This window comes from Litchfieldella anticariensis FP35 = DSM 16096, assembly GCF_000409775.1.
Classification (GTDB): domain Bacteria; phylum Pseudomonadota; class Gammaproteobacteria; order Pseudomonadales; family Halomonadaceae; genus Litchfieldella; species Litchfieldella anticariensis.
Genome location: NZ_KE332388.1, coordinates 795,939 through 811,057 on the forward strand (window position 1 = coordinate 795,939; position 15,119 = coordinate 811,057).

10 protein-coding genes and 1 tRNA gene are annotated in these 15,119 nt (G+C 60.3%); 4 read left to right on the forward strand and 7 right to left on the reverse strand.

Features of this window, described 5'->3' with window-relative positions; genetic code table 11:
* Positions 1-85: 85 nt before the first annotated feature.
* Positions 86-1,918, reverse strand: coding sequence for a DNA repair helicase RadD (gene radD, locus L861_RS10595; protein WP_081645845.1), 1,833 nt, complete (start codon positions 1,916-1,918; stop codon positions 86-88).
* Positions 1,918-5,853, reverse strand: coding sequence for a phosphoribosylformylglycinamidine synthase (gene purL / locus L861_RS10600; RefSeq protein ID WP_016415953.1), 3,936 nt, complete (start codon positions 5,851-5,853; stop codon positions 1,918-1,920). The genes radD and purL overlap by 1 nt, the downstream gene beginning before the upstream one ends.
* 167 nt (positions 5,854-6,020) lie before the next feature.
* On the opposite strand from purL, the gene mltF reads away from it, so the two are divergent.
* Positions 6,021-7,487: a membrane-bound lytic murein transglycosylase MltF gene (gene mltF / locus L861_RS10605; RefSeq protein ID WP_016415954.1), complete on the forward strand. Its 1,467-nt coding sequence runs from the start codon at positions 6,021-6,023 to the stop codon at positions 7,485-7,487.
* 12 nt (positions 7,488-7,499) lie between these two features.
* Positions 7,500-9,485, forward strand: coding sequence for a GGDEF domain-containing protein (locus L861_RS23615; RefSeq protein ID WP_016415955.1), 1,986 nt, complete (start codon positions 7,500-7,502; stop codon positions 9,483-9,485).
* Here the strand turns inward: L861_RS23615 and tadA are convergent.
* Positions 9,482-9,949, reverse strand: a complete 468-nt coding sequence (gene tadA / locus L861_RS10615) for a tRNA adenosine(34) deaminase TadA (protein WP_016415956.1) — start codon at positions 9,947-9,949, stop codon at positions 9,482-9,484. The genes L861_RS23615 and tadA overlap by 4 nt on opposite strands.
* A 65-nt stretch (positions 9,950-10,014) precedes the next feature.
* Between tadA and L861_RS10620 the strand changes: the two genes are divergently transcribed.
* Complete coding sequence (locus L861_RS10620) at positions 10,015-10,833, forward strand: acyl-CoA thioesterase (protein WP_016415957.1); 819 nt, start codon at positions 10,015-10,017, stop codon at positions 10,831-10,833.
* Between the two features lie 17 nt (positions 10,834-10,850).
* Here L861_RS10620 and L861_RS10625 read toward each other — a convergent pair whose 3' ends face one another.
* The 4 genes from L861_RS10625 to L861_RS10640 form a co-directional block, all read right to left on the reverse strand.
* The gene (locus tag L861_RS10625) at positions 10,851-12,005 is read right to left on the reverse strand and encodes a ZIP family metal transporter (RefSeq protein ID WP_016415958.1); all 1,155 of its coding nucleotides are present in this window, start codon (positions 12,003-12,005) and stop codon (positions 10,851-10,853) included.
* A complete protein-coding gene (locus L861_RS10630) occupies positions 12,002-12,982 on the reverse strand; it encodes a multicopper oxidase domain-containing protein (protein WP_201766421.1) in 981 nt (326 codons plus the stop codon). The genes L861_RS10625 and L861_RS10630 overlap by 4 nt, the downstream gene beginning before the upstream one ends.
* 157 nt (positions 12,983-13,139) lie before the next feature.
* Positions 13,140-13,877, reverse strand: coding sequence for a sulfite exporter TauE/SafE family protein (locus L861_RS10635; protein ID WP_021029166.1), 738 nt, complete (start codon positions 13,875-13,877; stop codon positions 13,140-13,142).
* 106 nt (positions 13,878-13,983) lie between these two features.
* On the reverse strand, positions 13,984-14,739 hold the full coding sequence (locus L861_RS10640; protein WP_016415961.1) for a TerC family protein: 756 nt from the start codon (positions 14,737-14,739) through the stop codon (positions 13,984-13,986).
* Positions 14,740-15,031: 292 nt separating this feature from the next.
* On the opposite strand from L861_RS10640, the gene L861_RS10645 reads away from it, so the two are divergent.
* A tRNA-Thr gene (locus tag L861_RS10645) sits at positions 15,032-15,107 on the forward strand.
* The last annotated feature ends 12 nt before the right edge of the window (positions 15,108-15,119 follow it).

Consider the following 15,119-nt stretch of genomic DNA (forward strand, 5'->3'; position numbering starts at 1 on the left):
TGGCCTGGCCTCCTGCGGTTCCCGGTCTTCGGATCAATCGTGCAGTCTAGCAAGACCGGGGCCTCTTGGGTAAGCCACAGTCCGCTCACGATGTCTCGGCGGCATCCGCTGCCGTTCTGTAGCGACCGGTGTAATCGAACAACTTCTCGCGCACTTGCCAGTGACGACCGGCCTTGCGCCCGATGACGAAATCCGGGGCTCGCAGACGGCGTTCGCCAGCCATCACCTCACGTGGCGAGGTAGGCCGCCAAGTGGTGCCCGGAGCGCGTAGGTGATCGCGCAGGAAGACCGCCGCAAACGCAGCCCGCTGCGGCGGGGTTTCCAGTGCGAACCATTCGCTGAGCATGGCACCGTCCTCGTCATGGTAGGTGACCCTGAGTCGCTCCAATCCGCGGCCATTGAGTGTGGCTTCGAGTTGCATGCCGGACACCCTGAGCACTCGTGCATCCTTGAGGCGCAGCGCTTCCTTGAGCTTATCGTCGGGATCGACCAGACGCGCCTGGCAACCGCGACACTGGCGGGCGGCAATATCGTTCTCGGCGCCACAGGCCTCACAGGTCTTGAAGCGGAAGCGAAAGTCGCACTGATGCCGACCATCGTCATCCTCCACAAGGCCCTGGCAACGGCGGCCGAAGTGCTCGATGACGATCTCGCCGTCACGCTTGCCCCAGAACAGGTTGGCATGGCCGCAGGCCGGACATTCGACCTGCACAGGTTCCGAGTTGGGGTCAGGCTTGGGAGAGCCGACCTCGGGAGCGTACAAATCCCAGGGGTTACCAGCGTAGTCGAGGATCAAACAATCGCGCTTGCCTGCCGCCAGGCGCAAACCACGCCCGACGATCTGCTGATAGAGACTTACCGACTCGGTAGGCCGCAGGATGGCAATCAGGTCGACATGTGGTGCATCGAAACCGGTAGTCAGCACCGCCACGTTGACCAGATATTTGAGCCGCTCGCCCTTGAAGGCGACGATCAGCCGTTCCCGCTCGCGGGATGGGGTATTACCGGTGATCAGCGCTGCTTCACTCTTAGGCAAGTAACCGAGAACTTCCTCGGCATGTGCCACGGTGGCGGCAAAGATCATTACCCCACGGCGGTCGCGAGCGCGCTCGACGATCTCGGCAATGATACCGGGAGTGACGCGCTGACCACTGACCACACGATTGAGATCGTCTTCGCTGAACAGACCACGTGCCGACGGCACCAAGGCTGAAAAATCATAGCGCTCAACGGCAACGTCGATGCGTTTCGGTTCGGCCAGATAGCCCTGCTTGACCATCAACCGTAGCGGCTGTTCGAACACGCAGTCAGCGAAGAAACAATCGGACTCGCCACGCACCATGCCATGGTGATGGCGGTGATAGATGAAGCCCTGCCCCAGCCGATAGGGCGTCGCGGTCAGCCCCAATACCTTGAGGCGAGTGTTGGCTTGGCGCAGGTGGTCGATCACCTGGCGATAGCTCGAGTCATCGTCCAGCGAGACTCGGTGGCATTCATCGATCACCAACAGGGTGAAGGCATCATCGTCGAAACTGTCGAGGTTGCGCACCACCGACTGCACCGAACCGAAGACCACCTGGCGCCCACTTTCCTTGCGCCCCAGGCCGGCACTGAAGATATCCGCCTCGAGCCCATAGGCCTGGTACTTGGCATGATTCTGCTCGACCAGTTCACGCACATGAGCGAGTACCAGTACCCGGCCACGAGCCAACCGCGCCAATTCGGCGATCACCAGCGATTTGCCGCTGCCAGTGGGCAGCACCACCACCGCGGGCTCGTCGGTCCCACGAAAGTGTGCCACCACCCGACTGACCGCCTGTTGCTGATAGGGGCGTAGCGTCGGCCCTCTCCGCAGTTCTGAAGACGAGGAAGGCGGCCCTTTGGCCGCCTTCTGTGTCCCGACACTGTGCTCGAGCATCAACCCAGCCAGACGCGGGCGTTGCGGAAGATGCGCATCCAAGCACCGTCCCGGGTCCATTCGGTCGGACGCCAGGAGTTGGTCACTGCACGCGCCACCCGTTCGGGGTGCGGCATCATGACGGTGACACGGCCGTCCGGCGTGGTCAGGCCGGTGATCCCTGCCGGCGAACCATTGGGGTTGGCTGGGTAGCGGCTGGTGACCTGGCCGTAATTATCGACATAGCGCAAGGCGATCTGCGAGCTAGACTGCATGGCCCGCAAGTGACCGCTATCGCGGAATTCGGTGCGTCCTTCTCCATGTGCCACGGCGATGGGCAAGCGCGAGCCTTCCATATCGGCCAGCAGAATCGATGGGCTCTTCTCGACCTGGACCATCGACGTGCGCGCCTCGAACTGCTCTGACTCGTTACGCACGAAACGCGGCCAGTTCTCCGCACCGGGGATCAGTTCCTTGAGCTGCGAGAGCATCTGACAGCCGTTGCACACCCCCAGGGCGAAACTATCGTCGCGTTGGAAGAAGGCCTCGAATTGATCACGGGCGCGGTCATTGAACAGAACCGACTTGGCCCAGCCACCACCAGCGCCCAGCACGTCGCCATAAGAGAACCCACCGCAGGCCACCAGGCCCTTGAACTCCTCGAGGCTCACACGTCCTGCGAGGATATCGCTCATGTGCACGTCAATGCTCTCGAAGCCGGCATGGTCGAAGGCCCAGGCCATCTCCACCTGGCCGTTGACGCCTTGTTCACGCAATATGGCCACCGGTGGACGCGCGATATTAACGAAAGGCGCGGCAATATCCTCGTCGATATCGAAGCTCGGCTGAGCGGACAAACCCGGGTCACGGTCATCGAGCAGACCGTCGAACTCGCTCTTGGCGCAGTCGGGGTTATCGCGCAGTGACTGCATGCGGTAGCTGGTCTCGGCCCAAGTACGCTGGGTCAACAAGCGAGTGGTCTCGAGCAGCGGCTCCTCGAACAGAGTCACGCGCACCTGGTCGTCATAGCGCGGCCGGGCAATGACACCACAAGTGTCGATACCGGCGGCAGCGAACTGGGCCAGCACGAACTCGGTATCGCGGCGGTTGACCTGGATCACGGCGCCCAATTCCTCGGCGAACAACGCGTTGACCGCCTCATGAGGCTCATCGATCAGCCAGTCGAGTTTGATCTCGAGGCCGGCATGAGCGGCAAAGGCCATTTCCAGCAACGTCACCAGCAGGCCGCCGTCGCTACGGTCATGGTAAGCCAGCAGTTTGCCGTCGGCGTTGAGTCCCTGAATCACGTTGAAGAAGGCCTTGAGGTCCTCGGCATCGTCAAGATCCGGGCACTCGTCACCAACCTGGCCATAGACCTGGGCCAAGGCCGAGCCGCCCAGGCGGTTCTGTCCAGCGCCCAGGTCGACGAGGATCAGGTCACTTTCATCCTGTTCCAGATTGATCTGCGGCGTCAGGGTTTTCAGTGCGTCGGTGACCGGGGAGAACCCGGTGATCACCAGCGACAGCGGCGCAGTGATGCTCTTGTCTTCCTCTTCCTCCTGCCAGGCAGTGCGCATCGACATCGAGTCCTTGCCCACCGGCACGGCGATGCCGAGCGCCGGGCACAGCTCCATACCGACAGCATGCACAGCATCATAGAGCGCCTGATTCTCACCGATGTGGTCGGCGGCACTCATCCAGTTGGCGGAAAGCTTGATATCGGAAAGTGCTGCGATCGGCGCCGCGGCCAGGTTGGTGATGGCCTCGGCCACCGCCAAGCGCGCGCTGGCTGCCGGGTCGATCAGCGCCACCGGAGGACGCTCGCCCATTGCCATGGCTTCGCCGGCATGGGTATCGAAACTGGCCGTGGTCACCGCAACATCGGCCACCGGTACCTGCCAGGGGCCGATCATCTGATCACGTGCGACCTGACCGGTGATGGAACGGTCGCCGATGGTGATCAGGAAGCTCTTCGATGCCACCGTGGGAAGACGCAGTACCCGCTCCAGGGCCTCGCGCAGGTCAAGGTTGTCCAACGCGACGCCGGGCAAGTCGAGGGGCTGGCGCTGGAACTCACGCTGCATCTTGGGCGGCTTGCCGAACAGTACGCTCATCGGCAGGTCCACCGGCTTGGTATCGAAGTGACCATCGCGAACCTCGAGATGGTGCGCCTCGCTGGCCTCACCGACTACGGCATAGGGGCAGCGCTCGCGGGCACAGAGGGCATCGAAGGCATCGAGGTCTTCCGGCGCTACCGCCAGCACGTAGCGCTCCTGGGCCTCATTGCACCAGATCTCCAGCGGGCTCATGCCCGGCTCGGCGTTGGGTACGGCACGTAGCTCGAACACGCCACCGCGCTCGCCATCCTTGACCAGTTCGGGCAAGGCGTTGGAGAGGCCACCGGCACCCACGTCATGGATGAAGCGGATAGGATTGGCCTCACCCAACGCCCAGCAGCGGTCGATGACTTCCTGGGCACGGCGTTCGATCTCAGCGTTGTCGCGTTGTACCGAAGCGAAATCGAGATCTTCGCTGGAGCTACCCGAGGCCATCGAGGATGCCGCCCCGCCTCCCAGGCCGATCAACATCGCTGGCCCACCCATGACGATCAGCTTGCCACCAATGGGAATCTCACCCTTGTCGACATGACGCTCACGGATGTTGCCATAGCCGCCAGCGATCATGATCGGCTTGTGGTAGCCGCGCCGTTCGATACCCCCCGCACCCACCGCATCCTGCTCGTAACTGCGGAAGTAACCACACAGGTTGGGGCGGCCGAACTCGTTGTTGAAGGCCGCTCCGCCGATCGGCCCCTCGAGCATGATGTCCAGCGCACTCTTGATACGTTCGGGCTTGCTGTAATCGAATGCTTCCCAGGGTTGCACGAACTCGGGAATGCGCAGGTTGGACACGGCAAACCCGGTCAGACCGGCCTTGGGCTTGCCGCCGATGCCAGTCGCGCCTTCGTCGCGGATCTCGCCGCCGGCACCAGTGGCCGCACCAGGATAGGGGGCGATCGCCGTAGGATGGTTATGAGTCTCGACCTTCATCAGGATATGGATCGGCTCGTGGTGCGTACCGTAAGAGGCCTTCTCGCCCTCTTTACCGAGCAGCGGCGTGGGGAAAAAGCGTCCCGCCGTGGCACCCTCGATCACTGCGGCGTTATCGCTATAGGCAGAGAGAATCTTCCCCGGCGATTGCTCGTAGGTGTTCTTGATCATCTTGAACAGCGAGCGCTCGGCAGGTTCGCCGTCGATCACCCAGTCGGCATTGAAAATCTTGTGCCGACAATGCTCAGAGTTAGCCTGGGCGAACATCATCAACTCGACGTCGGTCGGATTGCGGTCCAACCCTTGGAAAGCATCACACAGATAGTCGATCTCGTCCTCGGCCAACGCTAAACCCAGCTCAACGTTGGCTCTCGCAAGTGCCTCGCGGCCCCCTTTGATGACATCCACCTGCCCCAGTGGTGCCGGCTCGTGGTGGGAAAATAATCGGGCGGCGTCCGACTTGTTGGCGAGCACGGACTCGGTCATGCGATCGTGCAGAGCGGCAACGATGGAATTGAAGGCCTCTTCCGAGAGCATGCCGGCGAGCTTGACGCGATAGGCGATGCCCCTCTCCAAGCGCCGAACTCGAGTCAGGCCGCAGTTGCGCGCGATATCGGTGGCCTTGGACGACCAAGGCGATAGAGTGCCCAGGCGCGGTACCACCAGGAACAGATGCCCTTCGCGTGGGGACGCCACGCTCCCCGGTGTCGAGTCCCGATGGGCACCATAGTCCAGCAGACGCTCGAGTATCGCCAGATCGTCACGGGTCAACTCCCCGTCATGATCGACGAAGTGCACGTATTCGGCGTACAGCGATTCGACCTCGGGCACGTGCGCACGCAGAGCGGCCAGCAGCTTGGCATGACGGAAAGCGGAAAGGGCAGGCGCGCCTCGCAGTTCGAGCATGTCGATAGAGCCTCTGAAGAAAGCGAAAACGGGGGCCGCGGCCGGGCGGCAATGAGCGCACATGATACTGGAAAGCGTAGGCATGGAGAAATCCGTGGTCGACTCGAGGTGACAGAGCGCTCGTCGGCCGGTAAGGTGAATTGTCTCATCGCGACCGCACACTGCTCATGTCCAAGGCTTTGCTCCGCCACCTCTATCATTATCGACGGTGGTACCTACTGTTGTTGTCCGCATTCGTGCTGGCGCTCGTTCCCAGCCACCAACCCTCTTCCCAAGGCCGGCACCTGGACGATATTCGCAGTCGGGACTTCATCGCCGTGTTCACACGTAACACCCCCACTACCTATTACGAAGGCCGTCATGGTCCCACCGGTTTCGAATACGAATTGATTCGACGCTTCGCCAGCCATCTTGGCGTCAGCCTATCGATGGATGCCAGTCGCAACATCTCAGGCGTGCTGGATGCCGTACGCAGCGGCGAAGGTGATCTCGGTGCCGCGGCCTTGCCGTTGGACCCTACTCTTCCTGGCCTATATTTCAGCCGCCCGATTCTCGAACTGCAGCCGATGGTGGTCTATCGCCGTGGGTTGCCACCGCTACGTGAGCCCGCCGACCTGATGGGTCGTAACGTGGGAGCTATACAAGGATCGGGAGCGGGATTGATCCTGCGCGAGTTGCAAGCCGAGCTGCCCGAGCTGAGCTGGAAGGAAACGCCGGACCTGGAAGTCGCCGACCTGTTACAACGAGTGGAAAACGGCACTCTGGATGCCGCCGTTCTCTATGCTCACCAATTCAAGTTGAACCGTCTGTTCTTTCCTGGCGTCGAGAACGGTTTCGAGCTCGGCGAGCCGCTGAGTATGGCCTGGGCACTGCCCTCGGGCCAAGGGCTAGGCTTGCTGGAGGAAGCCAACCGCTTCCTCGACGGCCTGCGACTCGAAGGGGTCCTGGACGATTTGGTGCAGCGCTATTTCGGTCATGACGATTATCTGGAATACGTCGGCGCCAGGATCTTCATCGACCATATTCACGAGAAATTGCCCAACTACACCGACTTGTTCCGCCGCGCGGCACGGGACACCGGCTTCGACTGGAAGCTGTTGGCGGCGGTTGGCTACCAGGAATCCCACTGGAATCCTCAAGCAACCTCTCCCACGGGTGTACGCGGCTTGATGATGCTGACCAATGCCACCGCCGGGGAAATGGATATCGGTGACCGACTCGACCCGGCGCAAAGCATCGACGGTGGGGCACGCTACCTGCGTCAGATCATGGATCGGCTGCCCGAAGACATCGACGATGTCGACCGACAATGGATGGCGTTGGCCGCTTACAACGTCGGCCTGGGCCATCTATACGACGCACAGAAGATCGCCGAGATGCGTGGTGGTGACCCTCATGTATGGGCCGATGTTCGCGAAGCCCTGCCGTTGCTACAGAATCGTGAATGGTTCAGTCAGGTACGTCACGGCTATGCTCGCGGTGGTGAACCGGTGATCTACGTGCGCAACATTCGGCGCTATTATGAGATTCTCGACTACGTTGACCGGAGTCAGCAGCAGTTCTTTCAACTCAATCAACGCCAACCCGACGCAGATGATGACAGCCTGTTCAATACTGTCCCACCGGCAATTTAAGATGAGGGTCTCGTGATTCGCATCGCCATTGCGCTGACATGCTTGGCACTCGGCATGGTCGGCATCGTTCTGCTTGGCGAGTACCAGGCCCGGGATGCCATATCCCTCGATCCACAACCCTTGCTGATCCTCCTGGTAGGAATGGGTCAATTGATCCGGCTCATGGGTCAGTCCACCCTGGGCAGGCTACTGCTGACCGGTGCACTTCTGCCCCTGGCGGTAGCGCTATTGAGTTATCTGTTGCCCGAGTACTGGGTCAGTCTCGCCACTTGGGAGCATCTCGCCCACCCGCTTTTTCCCAGCATCTCATTGGACGGTTGGCGGCCCTCATTACTGACCGTCTTGGGCCTCATACTACTGGCCGCCAATGCCTGGCTAGGGCGGTCACCAAGTCTGGGCTCCCCCCTGTTGCTGGGCACGATCACGCTGCTACTGATAATGCAGTGTGTCGAAAGCCTACCGTATGCTTCCGCCAATCAGGTGCTGCGCTACGCCGCCCCCCTCATGCAACAACTTGCCTTGTGGGGTCTGCTGATCGCGCAAACCGTAGCCTTTCTTCCCACCTGGTATGCCGAGCGCGGCAACCTGCACCGCCCGCTATGGCCGGCACTGGCTTTGGTAGGCATATCCCTGCTGTTCTGGCACCAGCAAAAGGGGTTGGAAGATCGTTCTCTGCGCGCCGACATGCATGAGCAAAACCGGCAGCTTGCCGGCCGCTTTTCCCAGGAAATCCACGATCATCTAGCCGCCATGCGCCGCTTTGCAAATTCCTGGAACCTGCTCGACACGCCGCCCACTTCCGCGCAATGGACACACCAGGCCGAGCCCTATCATCGCGACTTCCGATACTTCCTCAACATCGCTTTCATCAATCTGGATAGTCGAATCATCAGAGTGCACCCCATGAACCTCAATCGACAGGTTCTCGGGGAGCGTTTATTCGATGTCCAGCCCGAAGGACGCGAGGCACTGAGCCAAGCCTTGTTCCATGGCCGAGAAGGACACACCGGGATCGTCGAGCTGCTGCAAGGAGGGCCCGGCATCATTCACTATTTGCCCGTCATCTCCACCGACGACAACCGCCCCATGGGAGCCGCGGCCATGGTGGTCAGCCTTCCGGTTCTGGTAGGCACTCTGTTTGACGAAATCGATACCAAGCGTGTATTTCTCGAACTGCGCCAGGGGGAAACCACCTTGGCGAGCCTGGGACCGACCACCGGGCTCGGCCCTTGGCAATATCAAACTTCGCTTGATGTCGTCGGCCATTCATTGAAGCTGATCACACGCCCCAGCCGTGCCCTGCTGCTGGAACGTCGCGCTAGACTCCCGGTGGTCAGTCTGGCCATTGGCCTGACCCTCGCCTATCTGCTCTACCTGGTGCTGTATGCCTATCGCCACCTGGCGCTACAACATCGTGCCTTGCACCGCTCCAACGCCGAATTGCGTAATGAAGTGCAGGCACGGGCCAAGCTACAGCAGGAAATCGAGTGGCTGGCGCGTCATGACGAACTGACGGCACTACCCAATCGCCGCCTGTTCATGGAAACGCTGAAGGCTCAGACCAAGCAGCGCCCATTGAGTGTGATGATTTGCGATGTGGATCACTTCAAGCAGATCAACGATCATCAGGGGCACTTGATCGGTGACCGTTATCTCAAGCACCTGGGTGAGGTGGGCCGTGACGTCGTCGAAGAAGCCGGCGGTTTGTTCGCACGATATGGCGGCGAGGAATTCGTGGCATGCCTACCCGCTTGTAACGCTCGAACGGCGCAGGATATCGCCGAGCGACTGCGCGAGCGAATACAAGCGGAAAACCTACAGCATCATGATGGACGCCGACTTACCGTCAGCATCGGCTTGGCCACCCTGGAAAACGGACCATTGGACATCGCCACCTTGATGCAAGTAGCCGACGAGGCACTCTACCGAGCCAAGGCCAGCGGTCGCGACCGAGTGGTCTGCGCATCGAATGGCACATCGTTGGAAGCGGGGCGCTAGATCTTGTCGTTGCCGCGCCGCTCGGCGAAAAAGTCGCGCAGCAGGCGACGCGCCTGGGTCGCCAACAGCCCACCTTCGACCTGTACCTGGTGATTGTGCCATGGCTGGGCGAATAGATTGGCCTTCGACTCGACCATACCGGTCTTGGGTTCGGCAGCACCATAGATCATTCGCGCTATGCGTGCATGGACGATCGCTCCGGTACACATCAGGCAGGGTTCCAGGGTCACGTAAAGCGTGCAGCCATCGAGGCGGTAATTGCTCAACCGGGTGGCAGCATCGCGCAAAGCACGAATCTCGGCGTGAGCACTGGGGTCACACTCACCCACCGGCGCATTGTAGCCCAGCCCGACGATCTCACCCGTGGCATCCACCACCACCGCACCCACCGGCACCTCACCGGCTGCCAGGCCCAACCGCGCCTGATCAAGTGCCCGGTGCATGTAGAATTCATCGCTGCGCATCGGTGGCCGCCTCCGGTATGCTGATGGCTTAACAATTGTCTGATATTTCAGCAGAGGATAGCGCCATGACTCGAGCCCTGGATGATCTAGTCGCCCTGCTGGGCCTGGAAATGATCGAGGAAAACCTGTTTCGCGGCTATAGCCAGGACCTGGGATTTCCTCAATTATTCGGCGGCCAGGTGCTCGGTCAGGCACTCTCCGCCGCCAGCCAGACGCTAACTCCCGAACGTCATGTGCACTCCCTTCACGGCTACTTCCTGCGTCCAGGCGATGCCAAGCGCCCAGTCATCTATCAGGTCGATAGCGTACGTGATGGCGGCAGTTTTACCACCCGCCGTGTCACCGCCATCCAGAAAGGCAAACCGATCTTCTTCTGCAGTGCGTCCTTCCATGGTGTCGAGGACGGCTTCCATCACCAGCTTGCCATGCCAGGACAAGACGATCCCGATACCCTGATCGCCAACGGTGCCAAGGTGCAACGCTTCGATTGGCACCCCATCGAGTTCCTGCATCTTGGTGACGATCCCGGCAACGGTAACGACCAATCGCCAAGCAAACGGTTGTGGTTCCGCCTCTCCGGAGCCCTGCCCAACGATTCCGCCCTGCATCGCTATCTGCTTGCCTACAGCAGCGATTTCAATCTGTTGACCACCTCGCTGGTGCCCCATGGCATCGCATTCGGAGACCCTCGGTTGCAGATCGCCAGCCTCGACCACGCGCTATGGTTCCATCAGGACGTCACCGTCAACGACTGGCTGCTCTACGACATGGACAGCCCCTGGGCCGGCGGTGCCCGAGGCTTCGCACGCGGTAGTATCTACGACCGCGACGGGCATTTGGTTGCCTCGGCCGCCCAGGAGGGGCTGATCCGCATGCGCGACTGACCTCGGAGGCACTCAAGTCAAACCTGCACGAAATAGGCCGTGGCATACATGACCACGATTCCCAGCGTGAAGCCGGTAACCGACGCGATGGAAATGAGGATGCCTTCTCGGGCGATGGTACGTCGCAGATAATCGCCCACTTCGACGACCACCTGCAGGATGGCGCCAGCTCCCATCCCGAGCATCAGTGCCGACCAGTGCGGTGCATAAGCATAGGCCCCGATCCAGGTCCCCAGCACCGCTGGCAGGCCGGCCAATGCCACCAGGCCGACCCATGCCACCCAACGCACTCGCTCTCGGGTAAGCGGTGCCACGATACCGATCCCCTCGGTGAGGTTGTGGAGGGTAAAGCCGATGACTAGAAAGGTGCCGAGCGCCGCAGCCCCCGCCGCGAACGAGCCGCCGATCGCTAGCCCTTCTCCCAGGTTGTGCAGGCCGATTCCCAGCGCGATGTAGCGGGCCAGAGCCAGCCCCCGAGGTGGCTCCCGATGGCGGCGGCCAACGGCCATCAACACGCCAAATGTGACCAATGCCGCCAACCAGACCAGTGCCGTTCCCTGAAATAACGAGGCGGCTTGTTCACCCAATTCCAGCCCCTCGTCGATAGTGTCCACCAATAGGAAAACCAGCAAGCCCAGTGTCAGCGCCAACGCAAATTCAAGCCCTCGCGCCCCGGCCCGCTGCAACGCTGGCCGAAACAACATGCCAAGCGCCACGGGCAGTACGCCGACGTAGAGCCCGAGCAAACCGTAGCCAAAGAATTGCTCGGTACTCATCTTGGGGGTTGCCTCAGCCACCTCGATGGTGTGACCGAAGGTCACACCCGTGTTGGTGACGAAGGTGACCTCGTGGAGCTCGCCTTTCACCCAATGATAAGGCAGATGGATCCAGGCACTCTCACCACGCGCCAGTGCCCCGGCAGGCTCCTGGGTGAAGCGCCAGTAGGCGCCATCGACCTGCACCTGGGCGATATGCATGGGATCTGAGCCAGCGGCACGAACCTTGAGGTCAATGCCCTTTTCATCGAGAACGGTGCGCTCGACCGTGAGCTGCTCGATCGGCGGCGGCGAGACACCAAGCAACGACAGCGGCTCAGAAACCAGAAAAACGCCTATCGCCACCCCAAGCAGCACGATCGGCAGCAGCAGCGAACTCCAGAAACGTGCCTTCATTCGACCACCTCGAAGAACCCCATCCAACCGAGTTCCACGAACTCACTCTGATGGGCATGGAACATGTACAGCCCAGGCTCGTGATCGGCAAAAGTGAACTCCAGGATCCCACGCTGTGCTTGGCACTGCATGATGGTGTCCACGGTATGCAGCGTGGGGGTGAGCGTCGTGCCATGGTCGTAGTAGTCGAAGAAGTTGGCGTGCAGATGCAACGAGTTCACAGGGTCGAATTCGGTGATGTTGACCAGGTAGATCCGTACCGGTCTGGCACGTTCGATACGAATCGGGTGATTGGCATAGGCATGAGTCACCGTATTGACGGCATACACTTCGTTTTCCTCGTCGAAGTTGGTATCGAAGCCGTTCATTACCATCACGAACTCCTGCCAGCGCTGATTCTCCTCACTGCCTAGCAGTCGAGAACGGGCGACATCGGCGTGCTCGGGATGGCGATTCGGGTCAGGGTCGACGATGAAGGCTCCGTAGAGCCCTTTATGGATATGCCGCTTCAGCGGCACCGAATGGCAATGGTAGAGATGGCAACCGAAGGGATGTGCATCGAACTCATACGTGAACGACTCACCAGGTTCCACTTGACCTACGCCAGGGATACCGTCCATGCGCGCCGGATGAATGCCATGAAAATGGATCGTATGCGGATGGCTGCCATGGTTGGTGAAGTGAATACGGATTCGATCCCCCTCCATCGCCCGCAAGCTAGGCCCAGGGACTCGACCATTGTAGGTCCAGGCAGGAAAGAAAATACCCGGCGCGATCTCGATCTCCTTATCCACGGCAACGATATTGTATTCACGCAGGAGTTGCCCGTCTGGCAGTCGCCCGACCGTCCCCGTATCCCAGTCGGTCAGGATAGCGGTAGGATCGAAGCCATTGCGAGCATGATCGACCTCCCCTACCGTCATCATGCCATCAGAGGAAGGCAAGCCCTGGAGAGGTGGCTTGTCTCCTTCGTGCATTGAATAGGTTTCCGAGGCGTCCGCCGCGTATCCCCTCATTCCTAGCAGGGAACCAACCGCGCTCCAGAAGCCCGATTTGATGAACCCGCGACGGTTGAACTTCGGTACCTTCATTGGGACTCCCCAGAGCTAGCTGGAAATGTGTACTTTCTTTAGATTAGTAGACCATCAACAGCCCTTGGACGAAGTAGAAAGCACCGATCGCGGTAACGATCCAGCGAGTCCAGTAACGGAAGCGGGCATCGGTCAGGCGACGCAATATCGCGTTGCCCGAACGCGTGCCAAAAATGGCGAAGGGAATCGCCAGCAATATCAGGCCCCACTGACCCATATTCAGTGTCAGGGCAGCACTTAGGTAGAAGACAATCTTGATCGAGTGCGAAATGACCTGGACCGCTGCCTTGGTCGCCACGATTTGGCGACGGTCCATATGGGTGCGAATGAAGAAGATATCGATGGTTGGTCCCGACACGCCGGAAGCGATGGTCAAGCCACCGGCGACTACCCCGCAGCAGAAGGCATGCCCAGGGCGAGCGGCATCGAAGCGAAACCACGCCTTTGGAATCCACACCAACAAGGGCATCAATCCGATCAACAGTGACACGATGGCTGTGTTTGGTGTGTAGTTGACCAACGCCAGCCCCACGGCGGCAAGTGCCCCGCCCGAAGAGATGATGGCAACGATACGGAAGTTGATGTAGTGACGCGAGAACCAGGCCCGCGAGGCATTGGCGCAAAGCTGGATCACGCCATGCACGGCAATGGCCACTGTCGCCGGCAATGCCAGTAACAGGAACCATAACAGGATCAAGCCCCCCGCCATGCCAAAGATTCCTGACAAGGCGGAGGTCAGAAAGACGACGACCAGAAAGGCTACAGCAATAAGAATCGACACCTCGGCTTTTCCACGACCTGCTGATTTCGCGTTGCCCGTTCACACTCGGCCTGCGGCCCGGGCGGGTACCAGCAAAGCGGGCATGACAGCCCGCCTCGAGGTGAGATCACTCGGTCGACTCGTTCTCCTGCAACTTGCGTTGCAACTTGACGGGAGGCCGGGTTTTCGAACGCATCCGCAGGTTGAGCATTTCCACCCCGACCGAAAAGGCCATGGCGAAGTAGATGTAACCCTTGGGGATGTGGAATTGGAGGCCCTCGGCCACCAGCATGACACCGATCATGATCAGAAAGCTCAGCGCCAGCATCTTGATGGTGGGGTGGCGATCGACGAAGTCACCGATTGCCTTGGCGGAAAGCATCATCACGCCGACCGAGAGCACGATGGCGATCACCATGACCTGCACGTGATCGGCCAGACCGACAGCGGTGATCACCGAGTCCAGGGAAAAGACGATGTCGATCAAGGCGATCTGGATCAAAATGGAATACATGCTCGCCGTCCCGATCGAACCATGCTCATCGGGCCCACCCTCGAGGCTGGCATGGATTTCGTGGGTACTCTTGGCCAGCAGGAACAGGCCACCACCCAGCAATACCAGGTCACGACCCGAGACCGTCAACCCGAAGACCTCGAACAGCGGCGCCGTGAGTCCCATCACCCAGGCCAGGGAGAGCAGCAACAGGATGCGCATGCCCATCGCCAGCGACAAACCGATCAGCCGCGCCTTCTGACGCTGTGCGGCGGGCAGCCGGCCCACCAGAATGGAGATGAAAATGATGTTATCGATGCCGAGGACGATCTCGAGTGCCGTAAGCGTCGCCAACGCCACCCATGCCTGAGGGTCCGAAAGCCATTCCATTGTGTATCCCTACCCTTGCCAAGAAGGTTGTGATTACCGTGAGAAGAGGCAAGTGACGCGCGAAAGGAAACGGCGTCCTTGCCTACCGGCCAGCATATTCTAGCGATGCACTGGAATCAGCCAAGCCTTGGACCATGATCGCCTCTTCCAAGGACGGAGGGAAGTTTCATTCCTCGATCGGGGCGGGACGGGAATACCAGGATAGGAGGTGCCAGCGTCTCGAGTCATGGTCTCTCAGGGAGATGCTGGCACCTCGTCCGTTTTGTTCTTATTATTTTGCCAACCTCTACATGCCGCAATAGCTCAGCTGGCAGAGCAGCGCATTCGTAATGCGCAGGTCGGCGGTTCGAATCCGCCTTGCGGCACCATACAGACCAACG